Source organism: Ruegeria sp. BB1 (assembly GCF_056539465.1).
This window is the reverse complement of the sequence record NZ_JBQFVB010000007.1, coordinates 146,806-172,623: the sequence shown is the minus strand read 5'-3', so window position 1 is coordinate 172,623 and position 25,818 is coordinate 146,806. Positions and strand designations below refer to the sequence as shown.

The 25,818-nt window shown below is 55.8% G+C and carries 25 protein-coding genes; 14 read left to right on the top strand and 11 right to left on the bottom strand.

The annotated features are described in order from the left end of the window. The first annotated feature begins 10 nt into the window (after positions 1-10). The 5 genes from ACR0AL_RS15780 (at position 11) to ACR0AL_RS15760 (ending at position 5,145) form a co-directional block, all read left to right on the top strand. Complete coding sequence (locus tag ACR0AL_RS15780) at positions 11-205, top strand: hypothetical protein (RefSeq protein ID WP_170350800.1); 195 nt, start codon at positions 11-13, stop codon at positions 203-205. A gap of 4 nt (positions 206-209) precedes the next feature. Continuing rightward, positions 210-1,172 carry a 2-hydroxyacid dehydrogenase gene (locus ACR0AL_RS15775; protein ID WP_480663782.1) on the top strand — a complete coding sequence of 321 codons (963 nt, stop codon included), beginning with the start codon at positions 210-212 and terminating at the stop codon, positions 1,170-1,172. 240 nt (positions 1,173-1,412) lie between these two features. After that, on the top strand, positions 1,413-1,655 hold the full coding sequence (locus ACR0AL_RS15770) for a glycine zipper 2TM domain-containing protein (RefSeq protein WP_170350802.1): 243 nt from the start codon (positions 1,413-1,415) through the stop codon (positions 1,653-1,655). A gap of 128 nt (positions 1,656-1,783) precedes the next feature. Further along, positions 1,784-2,248, top strand: a complete 465-nt coding sequence (locus ACR0AL_RS15765) for a GNAT family N-acetyltransferase (RefSeq protein ID WP_480663780.1) — start codon at positions 1,784-1,786, stop codon at positions 2,246-2,248. A gap of 362 nt (positions 2,249-2,610) precedes the next feature. Then, positions 2,611-5,145 (top strand): cation:proton antiporter, encoded by a 2,535-nt coding sequence (locus tag ACR0AL_RS15760; RefSeq protein ID WP_170552935.1) that lies wholly within the window; start codon positions 2,611-2,613, stop codon positions 5,143-5,145. Positions 5,146-5,357: 212 nt separating this feature from the next. Here ACR0AL_RS15760 and ACR0AL_RS15755 read toward each other — a convergent pair whose 3' ends face one another. Further along, positions 5,358-8,678: an ATP-binding protein gene (locus ACR0AL_RS15755; protein ID WP_480648601.1), complete on the bottom strand. Its 3,321-nt coding sequence runs from the start codon at positions 8,676-8,678 to the stop codon at positions 5,358-5,360. A gap of 279 nt (positions 8,679-8,957) precedes the next feature. After that, the gene (locus tag ACR0AL_RS15750; protein WP_480663778.1) at positions 8,958-9,869 is read right to left on the bottom strand and encodes a LysR family transcriptional regulator; all 912 of its coding nucleotides are present in this window, start codon (positions 9,867-9,869) and stop codon (positions 8,958-8,960) included. Positions 9,870-9,976: 107 nt separating this feature from the next. On the opposite strand from ACR0AL_RS15750, the gene ACR0AL_RS15745 reads away from it, so the two are divergent. The 5 genes from ACR0AL_RS15745 to ACR0AL_RS15725 all read left to right on the top strand — a co-directional run bounded on the left by ACR0AL_RS15745 (position 9,977) and on the right by ACR0AL_RS15725 (position 14,537). Continuing rightward, the gene (locus tag ACR0AL_RS15745; protein ID WP_170350807.1) at positions 9,977-10,753 is read left to right on the top strand and encodes a CmcJ/NvfI family oxidoreductase; all 777 of its coding nucleotides are present in this window, start codon (positions 9,977-9,979) and stop codon (positions 10,751-10,753) included. 12 nt (positions 10,754-10,765) lie between these two features. Then, positions 10,766-11,737, top strand: a complete 972-nt coding sequence (locus tag ACR0AL_RS15740; RefSeq protein ID WP_480663776.1) for an LLM class oxidoreductase — start codon at positions 10,766-10,768, stop codon at positions 11,735-11,737. 5 nt (positions 11,738-11,742) lie between these two features. Further along, complete coding sequence (locus ACR0AL_RS15735; RefSeq protein WP_480663774.1) at positions 11,743-12,531, top strand: SDR family NAD(P)-dependent oxidoreductase; 789 nt, start codon at positions 11,743-11,745, stop codon at positions 12,529-12,531. A gap of 93 nt (positions 12,532-12,624) precedes the next feature. Then, the gene (locus ACR0AL_RS15730) at positions 12,625-13,470 is read left to right on the top strand and encodes an enoyl-CoA hydratase/isomerase family protein (RefSeq protein WP_480648594.1); all 846 of its coding nucleotides are present in this window, start codon (positions 12,625-12,627) and stop codon (positions 13,468-13,470) included. 80 nt (positions 13,471-13,550) lie between these two features. Further along, positions 13,551-14,537: a zinc-dependent alcohol dehydrogenase family protein gene (locus ACR0AL_RS15725; protein ID WP_480663772.1), complete on the top strand. Its 987-nt coding sequence runs from the start codon at positions 13,551-13,553 to the stop codon at positions 14,535-14,537. A gap of 158 nt (positions 14,538-14,695) precedes the next feature. Here the strand turns inward: ACR0AL_RS15725 and ureG are convergent, their stop codons facing one another. The 9 genes from ureG to ACR0AL_RS15680 all read right to left on the bottom strand — a co-directional run bounded on the left by ureG (position 14,696) and on the right by ACR0AL_RS15680 (position 20,110). Continuing rightward, positions 14,696-15,325: an urease accessory protein UreG gene (gene ureG, locus ACR0AL_RS15720; RefSeq protein ID WP_170350812.1), complete on the bottom strand. Its 630-nt coding sequence runs from the start codon at positions 15,323-15,325 to the stop codon at positions 14,696-14,698. Then, on the bottom strand, positions 15,322-15,987 hold the full coding sequence (locus ACR0AL_RS15715; RefSeq protein WP_480567557.1) for an urease accessory protein UreF: 666 nt from the start codon (positions 15,985-15,987) through the stop codon (positions 15,322-15,324). Before ACR0AL_RS15715 ends, ureG begins: the two co-directional genes overlap by 4 nt. After that, entirely contained in the window at positions 15,959-16,411 is a 453-nt protein-coding gene (locus tag ACR0AL_RS15710) for an urease accessory protein UreE (protein ID WP_170350814.1), read from the bottom strand. The genes ACR0AL_RS15715 and ACR0AL_RS15710 overlap by 29 nt, the downstream gene beginning before the upstream one ends. A gap of 31 nt (positions 16,412-16,442) precedes the next feature. Further along, on the bottom strand, positions 16,443-16,664 hold the full coding sequence (locus tag ACR0AL_RS15705) for a DUF1127 domain-containing protein (RefSeq protein WP_170350815.1): 222 nt from the start codon (positions 16,662-16,664) through the stop codon (positions 16,443-16,445). Between the two features lie 130 nt (positions 16,665-16,794). Continuing rightward, complete coding sequence (ureC, locus tag ACR0AL_RS15700; RefSeq protein ID WP_480663770.1) at positions 16,795-18,555, bottom strand: urease subunit alpha; 1,761 nt, start codon at positions 18,553-18,555, stop codon at positions 16,795-16,797. After that, entirely contained in the window at positions 18,530-18,862 is a 333-nt protein-coding gene (locus ACR0AL_RS15695) for an urease subunit beta (protein WP_170350817.1), read from the bottom strand. The genes ureC and ACR0AL_RS15695 overlap by 26 nt, the downstream gene beginning before the upstream one ends. Continuing rightward, the gene (locus tag ACR0AL_RS15690; protein WP_170350818.1) at positions 18,859-19,020 is read right to left on the bottom strand and encodes a hypothetical protein; all 162 of its coding nucleotides are present in this window, start codon (positions 19,018-19,020) and stop codon (positions 18,859-18,861) included. The genes ACR0AL_RS15695 and ACR0AL_RS15690 overlap by 4 nt, the downstream gene beginning before the upstream one ends. Positions 19,021-19,038: 18 nt before the next feature. Beyond that, positions 19,039-19,341 carry an urease subunit gamma gene (locus ACR0AL_RS15685; protein WP_170350819.1) on the bottom strand — a complete coding sequence of 101 codons (303 nt, stop codon included), beginning with the start codon at positions 19,339-19,341 and terminating at the stop codon, positions 19,039-19,041. 1 nt (position 19,342) lies between these two features. After that, entirely contained in the window at positions 19,343-20,110 is a 768-nt protein-coding gene (locus ACR0AL_RS15680) for an urease accessory protein UreD (RefSeq protein WP_174820537.1), read from the bottom strand. 444 nt (positions 20,111-20,554) lie between these two features. On the opposite strand from ACR0AL_RS15680, the gene urtA reads away from it, so the two are divergent. Genes urtA through urtD form a run of 4 tightly spaced genes read left to right on the top strand, consistent with a single transcriptional unit; the run spans position 20,555 to position 25,818 of the window. Further along, positions 20,555-21,835 (top strand): urea ABC transporter substrate-binding protein, encoded by a 1,281-nt coding sequence (gene urtA, locus ACR0AL_RS15675; protein ID WP_480663768.1) that lies wholly within the window; start codon positions 20,555-20,557, stop codon positions 21,833-21,835. A gap of 60 nt (positions 21,836-21,895) precedes the next feature. Continuing rightward, complete coding sequence (gene urtB / locus ACR0AL_RS15670; protein ID WP_480663766.1) at positions 21,896-23,848, top strand: urea ABC transporter permease subunit UrtB; 1,953 nt, start codon at positions 21,896-21,898, stop codon at positions 23,846-23,848. A gap of 3 nt (positions 23,849-23,851) precedes the next feature. After that, positions 23,852-25,081, top strand: a complete 1,230-nt coding sequence (gene urtC, locus ACR0AL_RS15665) for an urea ABC transporter permease subunit UrtC (protein WP_480663764.1) — start codon at positions 23,852-23,854, stop codon at positions 25,079-25,081. After that, positions 25,078-25,818: an urea ABC transporter ATP-binding protein UrtD gene (gene urtD, locus ACR0AL_RS15660; RefSeq protein ID WP_170350824.1), complete on the top strand. Its 741-nt coding sequence runs from the start codon at positions 25,078-25,080 to the stop codon at positions 25,816-25,818. Before urtC ends, urtD begins: the two co-directional genes overlap by 4 nt.

Below are 25,818 nucleotides of genomic sequence, written 5' to 3'. Positions count from 1 at the left end.
AAATTAAACGATGTCGCGACTTACAAACATTCTTATGGGCATTATCGGCACCGGTCTGATGATGGTTTTTGTTCTTGGCCTTGCACACAGCATTTCAACTGGCTTTGCCGGGTTTTGGGGCGGTTTGCCTTTCCTGTGTATTGCGGTCTTTGTAATTGCCTTGGCGCTTTATAATTTCTGGGAAGACGCCGTCAAAAAGGACTGAACGCATGAGTGACAGACCAGTCCTATGGCTGCCGCGCCGCGTGTCCGACGCAACCATAGCGCGTGCGCGAAAGGATTATGACGTGATCCTGAACGAAGCCGATACTCCGGGCACGTCAGAAGAGATCATTGAGATGAGTTCCAAGGTGGACGCAATAATGCCCTGCCATTCGGAACACTTCTCAGCAGAGGTCGTGTCAAAGCTTGACCCGCGTTTGAAAATTGTCGCGAACCATTCTGTTGGTGTGGACCATTGCGACCTGCCGGCCTTGGCAGCAAGGGGGATCGTGGTGACAAACACACCAGATGTCCTTTCTGACGCTACGGCGGAACTTGCAATGTTGCTCATGCTTGGTGCGGCGCGACACGCTGTCCGAGGCGATCGCCTTATGCGTACAGGTGCTTGGGACAGTTGGAGCCCATCTTTCATGGTCGGCAAGCAACTCACGGGTGCGCGTCTGGGCATCGTCGGGATGGGGCGCGTGGGTCGGGCATTTGCAATAAAAGCGCGCGGGTTTGATATGGAAGTTCACTATTTCAACCGCACCCGCCTGTCACCTGATAAGGAACAGGGGGCAATTTATCACGAAAGCGTCGATACTCTTTTGCCAGTGGCCGACTTTTTATCGCTTCACTGTCCTGCGACGCCCGAAACTCTGGACCTTATGAATGCCGAACGGTTGGCTGCGCTGCCTGACGATGCAATACTCGTCAACTCAGCTCGTGGCGCTCTTGTTGATGAAGACGCGCTGCTGCAAGCCATTGAAAGTGGAAAGCTGGCTGCCGCAGGGCTTGATTGCTTTAAGACAGAACCGGGCGGAAATCCAAAGTTCGCAGCGCACGAAAACATCTTCATGTTGCCGCATATAGGTAGCGCCACGACTAAAACCCGGGACGCCATGGGCTTTCGCGCATTGGACAACTTAGACGCATTCTTTGCTGGAAAAACACCGCGAGACCTTTTGTAGATAAGAAACGGTAATGGCAAAAATTGCTTTTCTCGGCCTGGGTGTGATGGGCGAGCCAATGGTGGGTTAAGCTGCGGTTCACCCCGGTATTGCGCGGCGATATTTCTCAATTGGCGAAACACCGCGCCACTAGGCGGGTTTTCGCGTCTAAATCGACCGCGGGTTGGAGAGCAGTTGAGCAGACCCTACATGTCCAGAAACAAGCATCTAAGACATACGCGTGAACGTAAGGAAACCGACATGAAGAAGACAGCAGTAGTATGCCTGCTTGGTGGCACGTTGCTCTTGGCAGCATGTGGAGCCCCGACAACACCAACTCAGGCTCAAGCACAAAACGACGCCCGATGTGCCGCTGGGATATTGGGGGGTGCAGCCTTGGGTGGCGTCTTAGGCAATCAGGTTGGTTCGGGCACAGGCCAGACCCTTGCAACGGCGGCTGGTGCCGGACTTGGAATGTATGCAGGCCAGTCGGCTTGTAACTGACGAATAGGCACAGAAAGTGGGGTGCTGGTCTTACCTTTGCCTTATCGTGCGCTGAAACATTGCGTCTGAGTGTCGAAAAAAGTCGCTCCGGATTGCTGCCCGCATCGTGGCTTAAGGTGAACTAGAAAGTGACAAATCCAATAATCAAGCCAACGTCTTCTGACGACATTCCAGGTCTCAAAGCCGTGCTGGACAATACAGGACTTTTCCCAAGCGAGATGCTTCCGGATATGCTGGCACCTACGTTGTCAGGGGAAACAGAAGCTCTCTGGCTTACGTGCCACTCAGACGACGAAGCCGTCGGCTTGTGCTACATCGTTCCAGAAGACCTTGCTGACGGAACCTGGAAGATGCTCGCGCTCGCGGTGCGCCCAGACTTGCAAGGCAAACGTCTGGGCGCGGCCTTGGTCAAGGCCGCGGAACAGTATTTGAAAGACAAAGGGCAACGTATCTTAATCGTAGACACATCTGGCACTGACAACTTTGCACTCGCGCGCAAGTTCTATGCTCAGAATGGCTATGAGGAAGAAGCGCGCATCCGCGATTTCTGGGCGGACGGCGATGACAAGATTATCTTCCGAAAGGCCCTGTGACGCAATAGGCCCTCTGCCGCTGATATGGCAGAGGGTACCACAAGAAAGCTAGCAGCTTACGCGCCTTGCAACTTCTTCATGGTCACAGCTTGGTGGATAGCACTGCTCCGAATGTGGCCAGTGATCTTAAAGTTGTTTGGCGCCCATTGAAGTCATCGGAACCTAACGCCTGGGGGCGGCCTAATCGGTTGGCTTATTCAATCCTTCAAATCGTGGGTCTGGTGCCGTAGTTTGCCCAGTCACTGCTGGCATCGGCTGCAACTGCACAGCCTGGCGAGTGTATTTTAACACTTTGATCCGATGTGGTCGAAACGCTTGAAGGGTGGATTCCATTAGGTCGAGTTCTCAGGTAATACGTATGGATGGATATCGTCGTCATTACGACCATCATCACTTCTCTTTTTGTTGTAATCGGGGTGGCGGAACCACTGGCCGCGCGATTGCGCTTGCCCTACAGCGTTATCCTAGCTGTTCTTGGGATAGTGATTGGGCTTGGCGCGGCATTCTTTCTTAACACCGACCTGACGGATGCGCTGAACCCGGGCGCGCAAGCGATTATTGACCTGCCGATCCGGTCTAACGTCTTCCTCTATGTTTTCCTGCCAACATTGCTCTTTCAGGCGACGCTTGGCATGAACCTGCGCAGGATGCTGGACGATTGGATGCCCATCCTGATGATGGCGGTTGTCGCGGTGATCGTGGCGACACTTTCCATTGGCTATGCGCTGAGTTGGGTAAGTACGCTGCCACTGGCCGCCTGTCTGTTGATCGGCGCAATTGTGTCGACAACTGACCCTTCGGCGGTTGTCAGCATTTTTCGATCGATCTCCGCACCGCGCAGGCTGTCGCGAATTATCGAAGGCGAAAGCCTCCTTAACGATGCCGCTGCCATTGCTCTTTTCGGACTATTCATGAGCTTTGTCATGCTCGGAAGGCCCGACCCATTGCTAAGTGAAGCTGTGGGGCAATTTCCGCTGCTAATCGCAGGAGGTGCTTTCACCGGTTGGCTCATGGCGCGCATGGCTGTTTGGGTGATGGCGTTCGTCGACCGCTGGGATATGGCACAAATTTCTATTTCCGTTGCACTGCCTTATCTCGCGTATATCGTTGCAGAACAAAGCATCGGGGCTTCTGGTGTTATCGCCGTGGTGGCCGCAGGTCTTACGCTTAACCTCACGGGTCCCGGTCGTTTGTCACCGGCCGGTTGGACAAATCTTCAAGAAGTATGGGACCTGCTGGCACATTGGGCGGGCGCGCTGATCTTTATTCTTGCGGCATTGCTGATTCCGAGACTGTTGGAAGGGGTGCAGCCGTCTGACTTCGGTCTGTTGGCCGTCGTGGTTCTTGCTGCAGTATTTGCACGGGCGGCGGTTCTGTTCGGCTTGTTGCCATTGCTCACGACAATCGGTCTGTCGCCAGCTGTTGAACGCCCCTATCGCACCGCGATGCTGTGGGGTGGACTGCGGGGAGCCGTGACACTGGCGTTGGCGCTGGCAGTCACCGAAAGCACGCATATCCCGCTGGAGACCAAGCGACTGGTCGGCATCCTGGCCACTGGCTTTACGCTGTTTACACTGATTGTGCAGGGAACAACCTTGCGCGCAGTGATCACAAAACTGGGGCTCGATAGGCTCTCTCCGCTTGATACGGCACTGTCACGCCAAGTGGTCGCCGTCGCCTTGCAATCGGTGCGCGAGGACGTGTCCCGCATTGCAGAAAACTACGACTTGACCCACGATATCGTCAGAAACGAAGCCAAACAGTTCAGTGAACGCCTCGACGAGGCCGTAAACGCGGCTGAAGACAGCGCGCAGATTCTTGATCGTGATCGGATCACACTTGGCCTTATTGCGCTGGCTGGGGCAGAGCGGGATTCCGTATTGGCCCGGATGCGAGAGCGCACCACGTCATCTGTGCTGAGTGAGAAGATTCTGTCCGACGCGGATCGCCTCATAGAAGGCGCACGGACCGGAGGGCGGCTCGGCTATCAGCGCGCGTCTAACCGGTCCGTCGTTTACGGCAGGTCTTTCCGGATCGCCGTTTTTTTGCACAACCGGCTTCGAATCTCGTTTCCACTCACGCGTATTACAACGGATCGGTTTGAAAGACTGCTCATGCAGCGACTGATCCTGCGGGACCTTGATGGGTTCGTCCGTGGGCGCATACGTCGAATCCACGGCCGCCGGGTTGCGGAATTGCTTGACGACCTGTTGGCGCGTCGATCCGAGGCGGTTGAGGCAGCGCTTGACGGATTGCGGCTCCAATATCCAGGCTACGCCGAAAAGCTGGAGCGGCGGTTCATCCGGCGAACGGCGCTCCGGCTGGAAGAGCGTGAATACGCGGTCATGCGCGAGGACGGCCTTGTGGGCGAAGAGCTCTATTCGGTGTTGATGCAGGAAGTGGCGGCGCGACGTGCTTTGTCTGAAGGGCGTCCGGTACTGGACATTGCCCTTAAAGGACGGGATCTGGTCCGGCAGTTTCCACTATTTTCTGATCTCGACAAAGCGTCACTGAGGAAACTCAGCAGAGCATTGCGAACCCGATATGCCAACGCGGGTGACACGATCATTTCCAAAGACGAATTCGCGGGGAGTGTATTCTTTATCGCTTCTGGGGCAGTCGAAGTGGAACTCGGCAGACATACTACGCGGTTAGGTCGTGGTGAAATGTTTGGGCAATTGGCCATGCTGTTGAAACGGCCCCGTCGCGTAAACGTGCGGGCATTGGCCCCCTCGACACTGCTAATGCTCGACGAAGCGCGTTTCCGGCGATTGCTCCGGCGCAGTGAGGCAATGCGGAATTCTGTCAAGATGAGCGCAAACAAACGCATGATCGACCCCGCAGTGTTGGATCTGGATGAGCCCGTAGGATCTTCTGAACAAGGGCCCAATTCCTGATAGGCCATCAATGGAAGGAGATTGCGACCCATTCTAGCCGTTTGTAGCCGGTTATTTTTTGCTGGGTTGCGGACGGTAAAACTAGCTATTCGCCGCGTGCGTAAAAAGGCTGCACGGACACAAACTGTGCGATTGCCGTTACAAAATCTGCACAAATACCTAACGAAAACACAAAGCTTCAGCTTCGGCCATTTCATGCGGATATCTGAGGTTCAACTGACAGATTTTTCAGCAATTAGCTTCAATGCATCACTCACATCGGTCGTATGCTCACCTCCTGTGATCCTCTCTAAAACGGCACTTAGATCAAAGGCGGCAATCTGCGCTTGTTCAAAACGATTGCATTGCTTGATGTAATCTACCGAGACGCGTAGCTCGAGCATTCCTGCCTTTTGCCGCCTCGCAGATTTCAAAGCCTCACGAAACTCTTGTTCGGCCACTTCATTCTCGCACCGCGCAAGCGCATAGACCCGATCCGTCTCAGATTGGGCCCATCCCTCATTGGTTTGAGTTTGGTATTCACGCGCCTGAGTCAAAAAGCTCAAGGCACCTTCCCGATCACCGGTTTTGAGTGCGAGTTCGGCAATCAGAGTAAGAAAGAACGGCTTATAGTTTCCCGCCCCGCTTGCCCACCAAGCTTCTGAAGCTTTCAGTAACGAAAGGATCGTTTCCCGGTTTGGCGAAAGATACGCATTCACCCAGCATCGCCAGAGGGTCGCAGTCAAGGACATGAACGTGAATGAGTGTTTGACTGAAAGCGCCTCAAGCTTTTCAACAGCCCCGAGTACGTTATCAGGTTCACGTCTCAGGAGGTAAAGCATGCACAGATAGGTCAGCGACTGCGCAATGCTGTGGGCATGCTCAAGTTCTTCTGCGCCCGCCACCGCTTGCGTCTGAACTTCAAGAGCGTTGTCTGGATCCCCGCGCATCCACATGGCCAAACTTAAAAAGCACGAAGTGATGGCCGCATGGTCCGACCCGTAAATGTACGCAAGGTGGCCATCACGTTTCCGGCTGTAGAGTTCTAACGCCTTGTTCAAATGCTCGTATGCTGAACCCAATTCCCCGATATGAAACAACACGGCGCCCATGGCGCGATGTGCCACCATTTGGTGCTGCGTCTCGCGTGTTGTAGTCGCCAATTCCAGCAATTGCGTGGCAACGTTCTTGGCCAAATCATACTCGGCGCGCACCAAATGAAAGGAATACAAACCGTTCAGAACCGGGAACAGATGATCGGTTTCTTCAACGCGTTCGCACAGGTCGCGAATCCTTGCGTAGACCGAGCCGGTCTCATCCGCTGCAATCCCAGCGGTTGATCGTAGAACGCCTGCTTTCAGAACCTGAATCTCAATTTCCTTGCGGTCTCGCTCAGTGCTTTGTTCCAGTTCACTCAACTGTTCGATCGCCAAGGAAAGCTGCGTGTTCGCCTCTGTATTCGCGGATCGTTGGACAGCACGCTGACCGGCAAGATACCGGTAATTGACGGCCTCCTTACGCATGCCAGCCATAGTGTAATGATGGGCCAGCACTTCTGGGCTGGCATCACCCGTGTGCGTCGAAGTGTCATCAAGTTGTTGCGCTACGCGAGAGTGCAGAACGCGACGTTCCCGCTTTAATAGGCTGTTGTAGGCAGTGTCACGAATGAGGGCATGACAGTAGCTGAAGGTTTCAAAATCTTCAGAGCGAGAAACGGTAACGATGCCTGCCTCTAGCAATAGTTCCAGATTCGCACGCAGCGCTTCATCGCCAATACCGGCCACTTTAGAGATCAAAGGATAGCTGAATTGCGGCCCGATTACGGCCCCTATCTGGGCCACCTCCTTGGCAGAACTCAAACGATCAAGGCGCGCCATAAGTGCATCATGTAACGTGCTGGGCACCGAGTTGGCCGGAGAGGCCCCACCCATCGTGTAAGTGTCTCGGCCTTTGGTTAGAATACCAGATTCAAGGAGATCTTTGGTCACTTCCTCTATGTATAGCGGCACTCCGTCAGATCTCGCCGCGACCGCGTCGTACATCTCGTCCGAGATCACCTCACCTTTGGCGACTTCGTCCACAATGCTCTTCACCTCTTGAAAATCCAACTGCTTCAAAACAACTTTCGTGAGGTTCGATTGCAGCGTCCAGCCCGGGTCGTACTCGGGCCTGAATGTCATGACGACCAGAACCGGAAGGTCGCGAATTCGGTCCACTATTCGGTCCAAAAGCAGCTTGGTCGTTGGATCAATCCAATGCGCATCTTCAAACAAGAATAGAACCGGCCGCTCCCTTGCTTCAGACGTGAGATTGCCTAGCAGCAGGTCTAATGACTGATCCATGAGCTGCTGAGGCGTCAGGTTCAGGGGGCCCAATTGATCCTCGAATGGGATGGACAGAAGGGACGCGGCCAGCTTCAATGCATCGTTGGAATGATCGTCCAGAACAGCGCGGACTTTTTCAAGCTTTGCCTCGTTCGAGTCTTCGGAACGGAGCTTGGCGACATTCTCAAGTTGTCGAATGACAGGATAGAACGCAGTCGCAAAATGGTAGGGAGAACACTGATATCGCATCTGGATGCCCGGCAGATCCGAAGAATTTTGCCTGAATTCTTCCACCAGCCGCGACTTGCCAATTCCAGGCTCGCCCGACACCAACACAACCTGTCCCTGACCACCGCTGGCAAGCGTCCATTTGTCATTGAGGGTCTCTAATTCTGCGGAGCGACCCACCAACGGCTTAAGCAACACATCATCTATTGCCAAAAAACGGCTGACGGTTTGCCGCTCACCCGTCACCTGCCAAGCTTCGACCTCTTTAGCAAAACCCTTGAGCTTGAACGCGCCTCGCAGAACGTATTCGAAGGTATCACCGGCCAACTGATGCGTGCTGGGGGCGACGATCATCGTACCTGGATCCGCCATTGCCTGAAGGCGCGCGGCCAGGTTCGGCGTCTCACCCATCGCCGTCCCGTCCTCAAACATGTTTTCGCCACGCAGATCACCGACGACAACTAATCCGGTCGCAACCCCGATACGGACGTTAAGTTTCGCGTGGGTGCGAATTTTCGGCATTTCATTCATAATGCGCAGGCCCGCCCGAATTGCCCGCTCTGGATCATCTTCATGCGCGTGGGGAAATCCAAAAAAGACCATAATCCCATCGCCGTAATAGCTGGCAATATGGCCATCAAACGCAGCAACCGACGCAGCACATGTTTCTTTGAAAAGTCGAAGAACATCGGCCAGATCTTCCGGATCGACGCGTTGTGAAATTTCCGTTGATCCGACCAAATCGATGAACATGACGGTAAGCTGTCGCCGTTCCGCGATGATCTCGGGGCCAGTACCGGTGTTGTGTGGGTCTAGGCCTGGCTCTGCATCGAAGCGAACAGCCTTCATGAAACGCCGCCTTGGTCCGAGGGGGAGGCCGATTGTCACAAGGTCATCGTCTGTTAGCTCAGAAAGATCACCATGTTCGATTTCGTGTTCTGCAAAGGCAGCAGCATACTTGGACAAACCATGTTTTATTAGCCAAGACGCTATATCGGACATCTACATTTTTGCTTGCCGTTTCAGCAGAACTATCGCCTGCGCCCTACCAGCATGCTTCCCCTTGTTGGTTTGACCCGTCGTGCAAACGGTGTTTTCTGATCATGTTCTACTCAATGAAGAACTCTGATTCAAAGTAGGTCAAGGATTTCATTGGCGTATTGGACGTTAAGCCGTGTACGGCAACGATCGACTTAGATTGGCGGCCTTGGCAAAATCAACATCGCTTGATGCCATAGAACCCGATCTGTGCCCACACGACAGCGACAGATCTTTTCCGGTTCATGTTTCCCATGGTGGGGCTGCGCCAATCTCTGCGATCAGAAAGTCCATGAACACCCGCACTTTGGGGGATAGCACGTTGGACTTGGGATAGATCAACCACAAGACATTGTCCTCTGCGGCTTCAAAGTTCGGCAAAACCTGTGTCAGCCGGCCTGACTTCAGTTGCTCATGCACACTCCATAAAGCGTTCAAGGAAATACCGGCCCCTGCCAGCGTGGCGCAGACCTGGCTTTGGCCGTCGTCGATAATCAATTGACCTTTGGCAGATGCGGGGTCGAATACAGCACGTTCGCCTGCTGGGCCTGTCAGCGGGCGCGGTTGACGGTTTTGGAAGGCGATCAGATGGTGGTTTGCCAGTTCGGCGGGCGTATTGGGGGTTCCGTACGTTTCAAGATAGTGCGGCGCAGCGCACAGGATGCGCCGGTCATCGGCCAATTTGCGGCCTTTCAAGCTGGTGTCCACAAGCGGAGCGTTTCTAAGTGCAAGGTCAAAGCTGCCTTCGATCAGGTCGAACTGAACATCAGAAAGGCGCAAGTCCAGTGTGAGATCAGGGTGCTGTTGAAGAAACCTCGGTAGGATCGGCGCGATGTAGAGTTGGGCAAAGCTGCTTGGCGCAGCAAAGCGCAATGTGCCCCGGATCGTTGTCGTCTGCTTGCCCAGGGCCGCAAGCGCGGCTTCTTCCTGCGCGATGATCTCGCGGGCGAAGGGCAGGAAATCGGCCCCTTCGACAGACAGCGACACTTTGCGGGTCGTTCGGTGCAATAGTTCAGAGCGCAGGCTCTGTTCCAACTTGGCAAGCTTTGCGCTGGAGACAGCTGGGGCCATGCCCAACGTGCGCCCCGCAGCACTGATGTTGAGCATTTCTGCCGCCCTTACAAACAGTCGGAGCGCATCTGTATCAAGGCTCATTATATCCAAAATCCGAATTATAAATCCTGATATTGGCAGTTTATCTGCAATTTGATCGACATTAAATCCCTTTCGTAGACGCAAAAGGGCCTAGGCAGGAGGCGCAGATGACACGGACAGCCACAGTCAACTACCATGTTCACAAGCCCTATCGGCAAGCCTTTGAACTTGATTCAGGTGGGGTTGCGGGCAACCTGATTTCCCCAGAACTGGCTCCAACGACTGTTGCGCTGGCGGATACCCGCACGAAGGCAACGTCAGTCACATTTGCATCTGATGCCGCAGAATTCACATTGCTGAAATCGCAGGTCCGGGATTTTACCGGGGACTCCTGGAAACAGACATATGATGCGGAACTGACCGGGATGCTTCTGGACAGGCTGAGTGCGCAAGAGGTTGTGATTTTTGATCACACCGTTCGGGTCGACGATCCCGGTGCCACGCGCAAGCCCGCGCGCAACGTCCACAGTGACTACAGCAAGGACGGGGCTGAGCAGCGCCTTGTCGATCTGCTGGGGGCCGAGACCGCAGCTGAATGGGCGCAAGGTCACTTTGCCTTTGTCAATGTGTGGCGTCCTGTTGAACATCCGATTAATTCCGCCCCGCTGGGCTTTGTTCGCCCGTCTTCAGTTGACCCGTCTGACTGGATTCTGCTGGACCTGATCTATCCCGACCGCAAAGGGCAAATCATGGGGTTGGTGGGAAACCCTGACCATGAATGGGTCTATCTTTCCAAGATGACGCCGGACGAGGTTGCGTTTTTCAACATCTACGACAGTCAAGGGCTACCGTCGGTGGCACATAGCGCGCTTGATATGATCGAGGATCCAAACGTCACCACCATTCGCAAGAGCATCGAGAGCCGCACCTTGGTGCGCTATTAAAGGGGTCCCGAGATGTTGGATAAAATGCAGCCTAACGAGTTTGCCCAGATCAATGTGGCCTACAACCGGGTGTTTCGTCCGGGCCGGCTGAGTGTCGGCCTTGTGTTGCCGCTTGAATCCTACGCGGTCGGCGCAGAGCCGACGATGCAGGGCCACTTAGAGGCCGCGCGGAGGGCAGAGGACCTTGGGTTTGCAGCACTTTGGCTGCGCGACGTGCCTTTCAATGTTCCAAGTTTTGGTGATGCCGGACAGGTTTTCGATCCCTTTGTCTATTTGGGTGCGCTGGCAACGGTGACAGACCGGATTGCGTTAGGAACGTCGAGTGTGATCCTGCCTCTGCGTCACCCAGCCCATGTGGCCAAGGCGGCGGCGACCGCGGACGTGCTATCGGGTGGTCGGTTGCTCTTGGGTGTTGCTTCTGGTGACCGGCCCGAGGAGTACCCGGCGATGAGCCAGGGCTTTGACGATCGGGGGGCACGTTTCCGCGATAGTGTTGAGTACATCCGCGCGGTCGGATTGGACTATCCCACGCATGAAAGCGGGCAGGGCACACTGTCTGGCGACATTGATCTGTTGCCAAAGCCGCATGGCACGCGTTTGCCGTTGCTTATCACTGGCGGCAGCCAGCAAACCTCCGATTGGGTGGCACAGAACGGGGACGGTTGGATAACCTATCCACGCAACGCCGCAGCCCAAGGGCGGGTCATCGCGGAATACCGAACACGCACGAAGGCGGCAGGGCAACCGGACAAGCCGGTTATGCAATCGCTTTATGTCGATGTCGTTGCCGATCCCGCTGCACCTCCGTGCCCGATCCACCTTGGGTTTCAGTCCGGAACTGATTTCCTGTGCAACTATCTTCGCGAGATTGAAACCCTTGGGGTCAATCACGTGGCGCTGAACTTAAGGTTCAATCAAGCACCCATCGACACAACACTTGAACGTCTGGCAGACGTTGTGCTGCCAGGCTTTTCTAAAGGATAAAACTGATGACCAAGACTGTTCTTATCACCGGTTCAACTGACGGCATTGGCTTGCTGACAGCGAAGAAACTGGCCGCTGACGGGCACCAAGTGCTTTTGCACGGGCGCAGCGCACCAAAATTGGAGAGCGCTGCCGCCGAAGTCGGTGGCAATGTCGAAACCTATACCGCTGATCTAAGCGATCTGTCCGCGGTTCGAAAACTGGCCGAATCCATACGCGCCAAACATGACCAACTGGATGTGTTGATCAATAACGCGGGTGTGTTGAAAGCCCCGCAAACGGTGCTTGAGAATGGGCAGGACATCCGCTTTGTCGTGAACACGCTTGCACCCTATCTGTTGACCGAATTGTTGTTGCCGATCATTCCCTCCGACGGGCGCGTTGTGAACTTGTCATCGGCGGCGCAGGCCCCGGTAAACGTCAAGTCCATGCAGGGCAATGTGCCGCTGACAGACATGGAGGCCTATGCCCAAAGCAAGCTGGCTATCACGATCTGGACCAGGGAAAGGGCCAAATTACAACCCGATGGGCCGGTGATGGTGGCAGTGAATCCCGGATCGCTTTTGGCCTCGAAGATGGTGAAAGAGGGCTTTGGCGTTTCTGGGAACGATATGAGCATTGGCGCTGATATACTGATGGATGCGGCCCTGGGCGGGCGGTTTGCTGACGCGTCAGGTGCCTATTTTGACAATGACAGTGGGGCCTTCGCTGATCCACATGCCGCAGCGCTCGACAAAGATCACGCGGCCAACGTCATGAACACAATCAAGGGCTTGATTAGCCAGACAGGCTGATCCGGGCGGCGCGGTAGCCTCAAACACACATCCACCTTTACCTCCTATCACCCCTCACGCGCGCCGCGTCGAGGCCCAAGAAAGGACTGCCTTATGAAATACGAAAACTTCCAAACTTTTGAGGTTGCCGTTAGAAAAGGTATCGCCACGGTGACATTCAATTTCGGTTCCGTGAACGTGCAAGGCCAGGAAATGTTGGCCGACCTCAACAGCCTGGCCATGCGGCTAGAGCGCGACCGCGACACCAAAGTAGTGATCTTCCAATCCGCCAACCCAGAAATCTGGGTTTGCCACTACGACACCGATCTTCTCAAAGACATGTCGACCGAGGCGGTATCCCGCGAGGATGCACAGCTGTTGGACCTGCAATCGGTTTGCGAACGGATTAGCAAGGTGCCGCAGGCCACTATTGCTAAGCTGGAGGGGTTCGCACGCGGTGGCGGGCACGAATTGGCACTGGCGCTCGACATGCGTTTTGCCGCGCGGGGAAAGTACAAGTTCATGCAGATGGAGGTCGGTATGGGCATCCTGCCCTGCGGCGGTGGCGCGTCGCGGATGGCACGCCAAACCGGCCTTGGCAAAGCGCTTGAGATCATCCTGAGCGCGCAGGATTATGACGCGGATGATGCAGAGCGTCTGGGCACGATCAACAAGGCTTTGGAGCCGGATGAGATTGGCCCATATGTGACCGCGCTGGCCGAACGGATCGCGCAATTTCCGGCAGAGTCGATCAACGCCTGCAAGCAGATGGTCTATGAATCCATCGACAAACCCATTCATGAGGCACTGAAGGCCGAAGCCTATTGGCTTTATCAGGCCACCAGCAAAACCCCGGCTGTCAAACGGTTTGCCATCGCGGATGAACAAGGTTTGGAACACGACATCGAAAATCAGCGTAAGTGGGGCGACCTGGTTATGCAGGTGCAAGATATCAACTGAACCCCCATCAAAATAACTATGCCCAGGCGCCCGATATCTCGATGCGCGCCCCAGCGTGGTGCTAGAAAAGGAATTTCCCAATGAAAGCAATGGTTCTGAATACCTATGGACCCGACGCACAGTTTGAGCCCGCAGAAATGCCAGACCCGGTTGCGGCACCCGGACATGTGGTGGTCCAGGTGGCGGCCACCAGCGTCAACACAGTCGACACGATGATCCGAAGCATGGGGGCAGAACTGCCCCTGTCCCCCGCGCTGCCTGCCGTACTTGGCATGGATTTTGCAGGCACAGTCGTTGCATTGGGCGACGGAGTGACAAACTTCGCCCTAGGTGATGAGGTGTACGGCTGCGCCGGTGGTCTGATGGACATTTCTGGCACTCTGGCAGAGTACATGAACGCAGACGCCCGCCTGATTGCACACAAACCCAAATCGCTGAGTATGCGGGAAGCCGCAGCGCTGCCCCTCGTCGGTATCACCGCCTACGAAGGGTTGACCCGTGCTGGTGTAGGCGATGGGCAGACCGTGCTGGTACAGGGCGGCGCCGGAGGCGTTGGCCATGTCGCAGTGCAAATTGCCCGTCACCTTGGTGCAACCGTGTCCGCAACAGGTCGCGGCGCGGATCAGATGGCTCTGATTGAGGGGTTGAGTGCGCGTCCTTTGGATTTCACAACGCAAAAGGTTGAAGACTACGTGGCTGCGCACACTGATGGCGTGGGCTTTGATGTGGTGTTCGACAGCGTTGGTGGGCCGAACATGACAAACTCGTTCGCAGCGGCCAAGCTCAACGGCCATGTCGCCTCAACCGTTGCGATGGTCGAGATTGATTTGACGCCCGCGCATTTCAAAGGTCTGTCCCTGCACGTCGTCTTCATGCTGATCCCGATGATGCATGATGTCGGGCGGCAAACCCATGGTGACATCCTCAAGACATTAGCGAATCTGGCGGATGCAGGGGGGCTCAAACCTATTGTTGACGAACACAAGTTTGGGTGGGCCGATGTCGGCGCAGCCTATGCGCACCTGACGAGCGGAGCTGCGGTCGGGAAAGTGGTTGTAGAGTTGTAATCCGCACCTGTTGAGTTTGGTGCGCACAGGATGATCGTGCGCACCAATCTTAGGTAGCTTCCGGACAAGCGTGAAAAACACGATTGTCCTTTTGACCCCTTCAATCGATGTCCAACATCGGCTTTGTGTGCCGACAACTTACCATCTTTGCTGGCGATCTAACGCGCTTGCGAAATCCTTAGACCTCCGCCTTTCACAAGGAGGTCCACAATTGCGTCGACCCCTTTTCTGCGACGAAGGGACGAGAACAAAAACGGCCGTCCTTTGCGCATTCTTTGCGCATCACGTTCCATAACTTCTAACGAAGCACCAACATGCGGCGCCAAGTCGGTTTTGTTGATGACCAGAATGTCCGATTTCGTAATCGCCGGCCCGCCTTTGCGTGGAATTTCCTCTCCGGCGGCGACGTCAATCACATAAATTGTTAGGTCTGCGAGTTCCGGACTGAACGTAGCCGATAAATTGTCCCCGCCGCTTTCGATCAGAACCACATCAAGATCGGGATGGCGGTCTTGCATTTCGGCGACCGCAGCCAAATTAATCGAGGCGTCTTCGCGGATCGCTGTGTGTGGGCACCCACCGGTTTCCACGCCAATGATCCTGTCTTGCGGCAGGATCTGCATGCGCATCAGCGCTTCGGCATCCTCCTGCGTGTAAATGTCATTGGTGATAACGCCCACTGAGCAGACATCGCGCAGGGCTTCGGATAACGCTGCGGTCAAAGTGGTCTTTCCGGCGCCCACCGGACCACCGATGCCAACGCGCAGGGGGCCGTTCATACTGCTCATGTTCGGAACATCCTTGAATACTGTGTTTCGTGTTTCATCGACGCGATGTCTGTCAGGAACGCGGTCGAGTTCAAATCATCCAGGCTGGCCTTTTGCGCCGTTTCGGCAATACGGGCGCATAGCGGTGTCAATTCTCGGATCACTTTCTGAGACGCGGTCTGGCCCAACGGCACAAGGCGTGTTGCGCAAGAGGCTAGGTTGCTTGCAAAGGCTTGCAGAAACATCTTTGTCGTCAGCAAAAGGGGAAGGCCTTGCAAACGCGCGGCCTGGCCTAGTGAGACGGGATAGGAGTACTTTCGAAGGTCTAAATCCCAGACATTTCCAGTCACCGTCCCGAATGCCTGTCCTAGGAACTCGGTTTCCATTTTTCTTTCGGAGGACGCGCAAAAGGCCCGTGCAGTAACGTCGATGCCGATAAGTTCATCTTTATCCGGCGCGTTGTATGCCGAAACAACGAACAGAGCGTCGTTCCAACCAGAACCATGTTCCAGCACATCTGAAATCCAGGCTTGGGTGCATCGTGAATCGGTGACGGTCCCTTCGTCAATTGCGGTCTCTAGCCCGTGAGAATAGGCAAAGCCCCCTACAGGGTAAGCGGGCGACAACCATTGCGTCAGCGTCAGGATGTCGGCGTCAGTGGGCGTGGCCATGAGTCCTGCCATGGCCATAGGCCCCGCCTTCGGGGGTGAACGGTTCATGCACTTCCCGCACCGAAGCCCCGATTTTCAAAAGCATGTCTTGGATGACGTGATCGACTTGGATCAGCAGATGATCCTTTTCGATCTGACAAGGCGTGTGGCGGTTGCCGATATGCCAAGCGACGCGCGTCAGATCCGGGGCGGTTATTTCCAGCAACGCTTCGGGTGCAGCTTGTATTTCTACTTCGCGGCCATCATCCAGAACCAAAGCGCCGCCGTGGTTCAACGACGTCGTTTGCGCCAGATCGACAAGAATCTGTTCGCCACTTTCGCAGGTCAGAACCTTGCGGCGCAAAAAACGGTCATCATAGGTCAGTGACAGGGCGTCCGCAGGCTCGCCGTGTAAATGATCAGAATATTGCCGTGCTGTACAAAGGAGGATGGTCATGCCAACGCCCCCTCTGTGGAACGGGCAGCTGTTACCAGATAGAACCCGCGAAAACGTGTTGTACGATACGGTCGCGGGACAGGCCGCGTTTGCGCAGTTCTTCGTCGCTCAGCGATTGCAGGAACTGGATTTGATCGGTGCGCGATCGTGCTTCGGCCAATCGAGCAAGAGCCGAATAGATCGACGAACCAATCGTCGAGAACAGACCGAATACGGAAAAACCGGAATGCGGTTGATTTTCTGTGTGTGCCATTGGGACCCTCGTATGCTTGCGAGACGTTGGTCCTCCCTTGCGTGATAGTATCCGTCATATTGCACTCGCTTAGTAGTGGGCAATTGGTCATGCCCGGGATGCGCTTGCTGCAATGCAGCGAAATTTTTAATCAGAACATGAAGTATCGCTGTGCCATCGGTAGAACTTCGGCTGGCTGACAGGTTAGCAATTCACCATCCGCACGGACCTCGTAGGTTTCCGGGTCGACATCGATCTGGGGTGTTGCATTGTTCAGCAACAGATCGCGTTTGCCGATATTCCGCGTGTTGTGCACGGCGACAGTTTGCTTCGCCAAGCCCAGTGAATCACCAATCCCGTCGGTCTGTGCGGCCTCAGAGACAAATGTGATCGCCGAATGCTCGACCGAGCGGCCATAGGCCCCGAACATCGGACGGCTATAGACAGGCTGCGGTGTCGGGATTGAGGCATTGGGATCGCCCATCTGCGCGCAGGCAATCGTGCCGCCCAGCAAAACCATTTCGGGTTTCACGCCGAAAAACGCCGGGTTCCACAGCACCAGATCAGCGCGTTTGCCTTCTTCGATACTGCCGATCTGATGGCTGAGCCCATGGGCGATAGCCGGGTTGATGGTGTATTTCGCGATGTACCGGCGGACGCGCAGGTTGTCGTTGTCCCCGGTTTCCTCGGGCAGCCGGCCCCGTTGTTTCTTCATCTTATCAGCCGTTTGCCATGTACGGATCAGCACCTCGCCCACACGGCCCATGGCCTGACTGTCGGAGGCGATGATGCTGAACGCGCCCATGTCGTGCAGGATATCTTCTGCGGCAATGGTCTCGCGCCGGATGCGGCTTTCGGCAAAGGCCACGTCCTCGGGGATCGATTTGTCGAGATGATGGCAGACCATCAGCATATCCAGATGCTCTTCGACCGTATTCACGGTGAACGGTCGCGTCGGGTTGGTCGAGGACGGCAGAACATGGTTCTCACCGCAGATTTTGATGATATCTGGGGCGTGACCACCACCTGCGCCTTCGGTGTGGAAGGCGTGGATGGTGCGACCTTTCATGGCAGCCACGGTATTCTCGACAAATCCGGATTCGTTCAGCGTATCGGTGTGGATCATCACCTGAACATCCATCGCATCGGCCACTGACAGGCAGCAGTCGATGGCGGCAGGGGTCGTTCCCCAATCCTCGTGCAGTTTCAGCGCGCAGGCCCCGGCCTTGACCTGTTCCTCCAGCGCCGAGGGTAGTGAGGCATTGCCCTTGCCCGCAAAGGCAAGGTTCATCGGAAAGGCATCCGCAGCTTGCAACATCCGACCGATATGCCAAGGGCCGGGGGTGCAAGTGGTCGCCAAAGTACCATGTGCCGGGCCGGTACCACCGCCAAGCATTGTCGTCAGGCCGGAATGCAAGGCGTCTTCGATCTGTTGTGGGCAGATAAAGTGGATATGGCTGTCGAACCCGCCCGCCGTCAGGATGCGGCCCTCGCCTGCAATTGCCTCGGTTCCTGGGCCAATGATAATGTCCACGCCAGGCTGCGTATCCGGGTTTCCGGCTTTGCCGATCTTGGCGATACGCCCGTCCTTCAGCCCCACATCCGCTTTGTAAATTCCGGAATGATCTACAATCAGTGCGTTGGTGATGACCGTGTCAACGGCCCCCTCGGCGCGTGTGGCCTGAGATTGGCCCATCCCGTCGCGAATGACTTTGCCACCGCCGAACTTGACCTCTTCTCCATACACATCTTCGCGGTGCCCGGTTTCGCTGAACCGTGCAGCTGTTGCGCGTTCCACGATCAGATCTTTTTCAACCTCTAGGATCAGATCGGTATCCGCCAATCGTACTTTGTCGCCGACCGTTGGGCCGAACATAGAGGCATAATCACCCCGACTGATCTTGCCCGGCATCTTTCAAAGCCCCCATGATGTGCATATTGAAACCGTAGATGTGCCGGCGCCCCTCAAATGGCACCAACATAACTTCGCGAATTTGGCCCGGTTCAAAACGCACAGCGGTGCCTGCGGGGATGTCCAGCCGCATCCCCAAGGCCGCGTAGCGATCAAAATCCAAGGCAGAGTTTGCTTCGGCAAAGTGGTAGTGGCTACCGACCTGAACTGGCCGATCACCAGTATTGGCGACAACAACAAGACGGCTGCTGCGACCGGCGTTGAGCGTCAGTGACCCTTCGGCAGGTATGATCTCACCTGGGATCATTTCGGCAGCTTCAAGATCACGGTGATGGCGATGACGGCGATCAAGGCCAACCCAGCTGCCAACGCGGCGTAATCGCTGCCGTGTGCATGAACATGAGTGTCCGTGTGGGCCATGGCCGGACCAGCCAGAATAAGAGCGGGAAAGAGCATGCGGTTCATTTGTATCTCCTTTGGTAATTAGCGAATGGGGTTGTGGACTGTTACAAGCTTGGTGCCATCCGGGAAGGTGGCTTCGACCTGTACCTCGTGGATCATCTCGGGCACGCCTTCCATGCATTGGCCTCGGGTGATCACTTCCGCCCCGGCTTGCATCATATCGGCGACCGAACGACCATCGCGCGCGCCCTCGACCACGGCATCGGTGATCAGGGCGATAGCCTCGGGGTGGTTCAGCTTGACGCCGCGGGCCAACCGTTTTCGGGCGACCTCGGCTGCCATGGCGACCAGCAGTTTGTCTTTTTCACGAGGGGTCAGGTTCATGTCAGAGCATCCAGCATCGGGGTAACGTGTCTTTGTTCAGTCTGCGCAAAAGCGGCATCAACGCGCTCCGAAGGGCAAAGCTGCTTTTGGCCAGAACACGGATAACCAGCAGGTCGTCCCGGATAAGGGTTGCACCGGCGGTTTCGGGCAGCATTTCGCGAACAGGGTCCAACTGACCTGCGGCGGACCTTGAAGCAAAGACGATCAGCGCCATCGCCCCTGCGCCATTTGCGGTATGCGGCTTGGACATATGCGCGTGCCAATCGCCAGAGAACCGGATTGCATCCAGAAACACCGGCACCCCTTCGCGCCGTATCTCGATCCGATCGTTTAGGCGGATATCGGTCAATGTTTCGCCCATGGCCGCGCGCCCAAAGACCAGCGGCTCTACCATCAGCGTCTCGGCATCCGGGCACAGGTCGATCCTGAGGCGTCGGTCCAAAGTGCAGCCATTGAACAGAATGGTTTCTTGCGGCAACCAGTTCAGCCGGGCGCCTGTCTCGACTGTCAGATGGTTGGTGATCTGGCCGCATTCTTCGGGCTGAGCCTTGTAAGCGCGTTCGCAGGCTTGTGTTGTCAATGTCAGCGCCGTGCCTTCCGTTGCCTTGCCGGAAAACCGGAATGTGTCGCCTCCGGTCACGCCACCTGCTGTGTTCAATAGAACGGCATCAAGATCAGGCGTCGTGGTTCTGGGAAACAGGCACTTAAAGGACCCCGACTGGCGAAACTTGTCCAGAACCGTTCTGTCGCCCAATTTCTTGGTGCTCAAACTGACGGTGCCAGCAGCACGCGGCGGCACTGCACTGTGCGTGGGTAATATGGCTGAAACTTGGGTAATAAGGCACCTTTAGCGCGTGGTTTGGTGCCTCTTGTTTCTCTGTTGAAGGGTCAGAACACTAACTTGCAGTGTCGGAAACTGCTTATTTCCAAATCGTGCGTCTAATTTTTAGACAGTGACCTTAGTCTTGGATGAAAAATTGGGCGCTTCTGGCTGATTCCGTAAATTGAGTTAGAGGCAAGTTGCCAATCTTGCTGCAATGCAGAAACCGTATAGGTGCCACCGCGGAGATGACCCGGGGGTGTGTGACGGCTGCGCGAATTGGACCTCGAACACAACCGCCACACGTAAACGCAACAACAGTTGCGGGGATCAGGTAGAAGAGAAACGTGCCTTTGCGCAAGCCCTCTCTCCCGGCCCCGCCAGGAGGATTACATGAAACCGCTCAAATCCACGCTCGCCGGATCGGTTGTCTTTGCGGCCATAGCTACTGCTGCATTGTCGGCCGAAGATACGATCAAGGTCGGAGTGCTGCATTCGCTTTCGGGCACGATGGCAATCTCGGAAACGACGCTGAAAGACACCATGCTCATGCTGATCGATCAGCAAAACGCCAAGGGCGGTCTGTTGGGTAAACAGCTTGAAGCGGTCGTCGTGGACCCCGCATCGGACTGGCCCTTGTTCGCGGAAAAAGCGCGTGAGTTGCTGACTGTTCACGAGGTGGATGTGATCTTTGGCAACTGGACATCGGTCAGTCGCAAGTCGGTTCTGCCGGTGATCGAAGAACTCAACGGTCTTTTGTTTTACCCGGTTCAGTACGAGGGAGAAGAAAGCTCGAAAAACGTGTTCTACACCGGTGCCGCGCCAAACCAACAGGCAATCCCTGCGACCGACTATTTCCTGGATGAACTGGGAGTCGAGAAATTTGCGTTGCTTGGCACCGACTATGTCTATCCCAGAACCACGAACAATATTTTGGAAAGCTATCTGAAGCAGAAGGGGATCGCGGATGACGATATCTTCGTCAATTACACGCCCTTCGGCCATTCCGACTGGTCCAAGATCGTGGCTGACGTGATTGCGCTGGGCGCAGATGGCAAGAAGGTTGGCGTGATCTCGACCATCAATGGTGATGCAAATATCGGCTTTTACAAGGAACTGGCCGCGTCCGGCGTATCGGCGGATGACATCCCGGTTGTGGCCTTCTCGGTCGGGGAAGAGGAATTGTCGGGTCTCGATACCGCCAACCTTGTCGGCCATCTAGCGGCTTGGAACTACTTTCAGTCGGCCGACACCGATGAGAACGCCGAATTCGTTGACACCTGGAAAGCCACCATGGGTGACGGGCGCGTGACGAACGATCCGATGGAGGCGCATTACATCGGCTTTAACATGTGGGTGAACGCCGCGACCGCAGCCGGTTCAACCGAAGTCGACGCTGTGCGCGCCGCGATGTACGGGCAGGAATTCCCGAACTTGACCGGTGGTACTGCTATCATGCTGCCGAACCACCACCTCGCCAAGCCGGTTCTGATTGGCGAGATTCAGGAAGACGGCCAGTTCGACATCATTAGCGAGACAGATGTTGTGCCAGGCGACGCCTGGACCGATTACCTGCCGGAATCGGCGGTCCTGAAATCGGATTGGAAAGATCTTGGTTGCGGTATGTACAACACCGAAACCAAGACGTGCGTTCAGACCCTGTCGAACTACTAATCTGCAAGCAAGGCGGGTGTAATCGCCCGTCTTGCCGCCAAGACACACGGGTTTCACCACATGTTTCGACTATTCCTTGCGAGCCTCGCAATTCTGTTTGCCTGCCTGCCCGCCAACGCGCAAGAGGCTGGCCTGGAGCCGATCTTGCAAAGCCATCAGGAGATCATCGCCAAGAGCTCGCGCAAGACGATCAAACCGGCGATTGATGCGATTACGGCCAGTGGGTTACCACAAGCGCAGGTGATGCTTGAAACATGGGCCGCCAAGGACATGTGGATGCGCAAATCCGATGGTTTGTTCTTTGCGGGAAAAAGGGTTGAAGGGCGGTCATACGAGCTGACCGATTTCGACACAGGCGAGGTAATCGGCACCTACGAGAAATCCGATCTGAAACAATTGAAACCCAACAGCGGCGTCCGCGCCATGATCGGGACCGCTTTGGTGCAGTACCAACTGACCGATCAGGATCGAAAAAGGCGCCTGGCCGCTCTTCAATCTATTCAACGTGACCCCGAAGGCGCTCTGCTTGAACCTTTGCGCGCCTCGATCGAGGATGAAACGGATGCAGATTTGAAGGCGCAGAAACTGCGGCTCGAACGATTGCTGACCATTGGGTACGACGCAGACACCGCGGCTCGCGTGGCTGCGGTTGAGGAAATGTCAAACGACTTGGGTGTCGACGTGCGCGCGGCGCTGAACCCTTTGGTGGTGACCACACGAATGGTCGCGCCGAATCTGCCGACGGATGAGAATATCGCTGTCGTTCTGGAACCCGGATCAGAGGCCTTGTCGCGGGACGAAGCATATGACTTGCTGGTCGCCAGCAACCTTGCGGCTCCGCGTGTGTCTCAGGACGACATCCGCACGGCTTTGTCAGCGAATATCGACCGAGGCCGCGTCGGTGGCGTCCCGGTTGCACAATTGAACAACGAAACCGCTCGCACTCAAGCATATGCCGCCTTGGCTGAAACGGTGGCGGTTTCCGCGTTGGTAACAGAGGCGGATATCGATGACGCGCTGGGCAAACATGTCTTCTTTGAAACCTATCGCGAGGCCTCGCCTGCGGTAACTGCCGCTGCCGAGAAGGCTTTGGATCATATTGAATTCAAGGTCGGGTTGAACCAGACACTCGACCTGTCGCTGGACGCGATCTCACTGGCATCAATCTATTTTCTGGCGGCCATCGGTTTGGCCATCACTTTTGGGGTGATGGGCGTGATCAATATGGCCCATGGCGAATTCATCATGATGGGCGCCTATACGGGCTATGTCGTTCAGCAATTCATCCCCGACCACACGCTGTCGATTATTGTCGCGATCCCGATGGCCTTTGCCGTCACCTTCGCCATGGGTGTCGCGATGGAGCGGTTGGTGATCCGCTGGCTCTATGCCCGCCCGCTCGAGACGCTTCTTGCGACATTCGGCATCTCAATTGCCCTGCAACAACTGGCCAAGAACATTTTTGGCACGCAGGCCCGTCCACTGACAGCGCCGGGTTGGCTGGATGGGGCGTGGGTGCTGAATGATGTGGTTTCGATCAGCTATATCCGCATCGCGATCTTCGTGCTGGCTCTGATCTTTCTGGGGCTGTTCCTGTACATCATGAAACGCACACGGCTGGGGCTTGAGATGCGCGCGGTTACGCAGAACCCACGCATGGCTGGATCAATGGGGATCAATCCCGGGTGGGTGAATATGCTGACCTTTGGCTTGGGTTCCGGCATCGCCGGGATTGCAGGGGTCGCCATTGGCCTTTTTGCCAAGGTCACGTCGGATCTGGGCAGCGACTATATCGTTCAAAGCTTCATGACCGTGGTCGTAGGCGGCGTTGGCAACATCTGGGGGGCACTGGCCGGGGCGGGGATGATCGGCTTCCTGCAAAAAGGGATCGAGTGGATGAACCCCTCGAACACCCTTGCGGCACAAACCTACATGATCGTCTTCATCATTGTTTTCATCCAGTTCCGACCAAGGGGCATCATCGCCCTCAAAGGTCGCGCGGCGGGGGATTGAGACATGGAACGCAGCTTCGTCGCCAAGAACCCGTCCGTGCTGGTCTTTCTGGCCATCCTGTCATTGTTCACATTGGGCGTGACCATCCTGTCCGAAGGGTTCGGGATCGGCGTAATCTCAACCAGTTTCGTCAAGACCTTGGGCAAGACCCTATGCTTGTGCCTGATCGCAGTGGCGATGGATCTGGTCTGGGGTTTCACCGGTATCCTGTCGCTGGGCCACTTCGCCTTCTTCGGGCTGGGCGGCTACATGATCGGCATGTGGCTGATGTACGAACGCACCCGCCTGATCGTGGTCGAGTCGTTGTCGCAGGCCGACATCCCGCCAACACCGTCCGAGGTCGTGGACGCCATCGGGACGCAGATTTTCGGCGTCGTCGGATCATCGGAATTCCCGCTGATCTGGGCATTTTCCCACAGTTTGGTTCTGCAGTTGGCGATGATCGTGCTGGTGCCCGGTCTTCTTGCGCTGATTTTTGGCTGGTTGGCTTTCCGCAGTCGCGTTACCGGTGTGTACCTGTCGATCCTGACTCAGGCGATGACATTGGCCTTGGCGCTGTATCTGTTCCAAAACGACAGCGGTTTGCGTGGCAACAACGGGCTGTCGGGCTTGCAGAACTTGCCCGGCGTGACCGCCTCGCAGGACGTGGTGTCGATCTGGTTCCTCTGGGCTTCGGCATTGGCGCTGGGACTGGGTTACATGCTGGCGGCGTGGATCGTTTCGGGTAAGTTTGGCTCGGTCATCCGCGGCATCCGCGATAACGAGGCGCGGGTGCGGTTTCTTGGATATTCGGTCGAGGTTTACAAGCTGACCGTCTTCACCCTGACCGCCTGCATAGCCGCCATCGCGGGTGCGCTTTATTACCCGCAGGCAGGCATCATCAACCCCGAGGAGATGGCCCCCATCGCGTCTATCTATCTGGCCGTCTGGGTCGCCATCGGTGGGCGCGGGCGTCTTTATGGTGCCGTGATCGGTGCGGCCTTTGTAAGCCTGCTCAGCACCTGGTTCACCGGCGGGCAAGCGCCCAACACTCCGTTGGGTTTCTACACCGTCAAATGGGTCGACTGGTGGCAGGTGCTGCTGGGCGTCTCGTTCGTGCTGGTCACTCTGTTCGCTCCGCAAGGGATAGGCGGGTTATTCGACTTATGGAGCGACCGGCGACACCCGGATCGCCACGGTGCCAACCTGGGCCCCGATGACGGAGCGTTGCGTGAAAAGGAGGCCATTGAATGAGTACTCTGCTAGAGGTGAGCGGTGTCTCGGTCACTTTTGACGGTTTCCGCGCGATCAATAACTTGTCGTTCCAAATTGGTGATGCCGAATTGCGCGCCGTAATCGGCCCTAACGGTGCAGGCAAGACCACGTTCATGGACATCATCACAGGTAAGACACGACCTGATGAGGGGCGGGTTATCTGGGGAAAGAAGTCCATTTCTTTGTTGGACATGACCGAGGCAAAAATCGCGCAGGCAGGGATCGGGCGGAAGTTTCAGAAACCAACCGTCTTCGAAGATCAGACCGTACAGGATAACCTGCTGATGGCACTTAAAAACAAACGTGGTTGGCTGGGTGTGTTACTTTATCGCCCTTCGGCAAATGATCTGCAGAAAGTCAAAGATCTGGCCGCCGAAATTGGTTTGCATCAGGAACTAAGCCGCAAATCCGGTGAACTGAGCCATGGGCAGAAACAGTGGTTGGAAATTGGCATGCTGCTTGCACAAGACCCACGTCTGCTATTGGTTGACGAACCCGCCGCGGGCATGACACCGCAAGAGCGTGAACACACTACAGACTTGCTTGTTCAGGCCGCAAAAACCCGCGCTGTTGTGGTGGTTGAGCATGACATGGAGTTTGTGCGGCGTCTGAACTGCAAGGTCACGGTTTTGCACGAAGGATCTGTTTTGGCCGAGGGCGGTCTTGATCACGTGACATCTAATCAGGACGTCATCGATGTCTACCTGGGGCGCTAA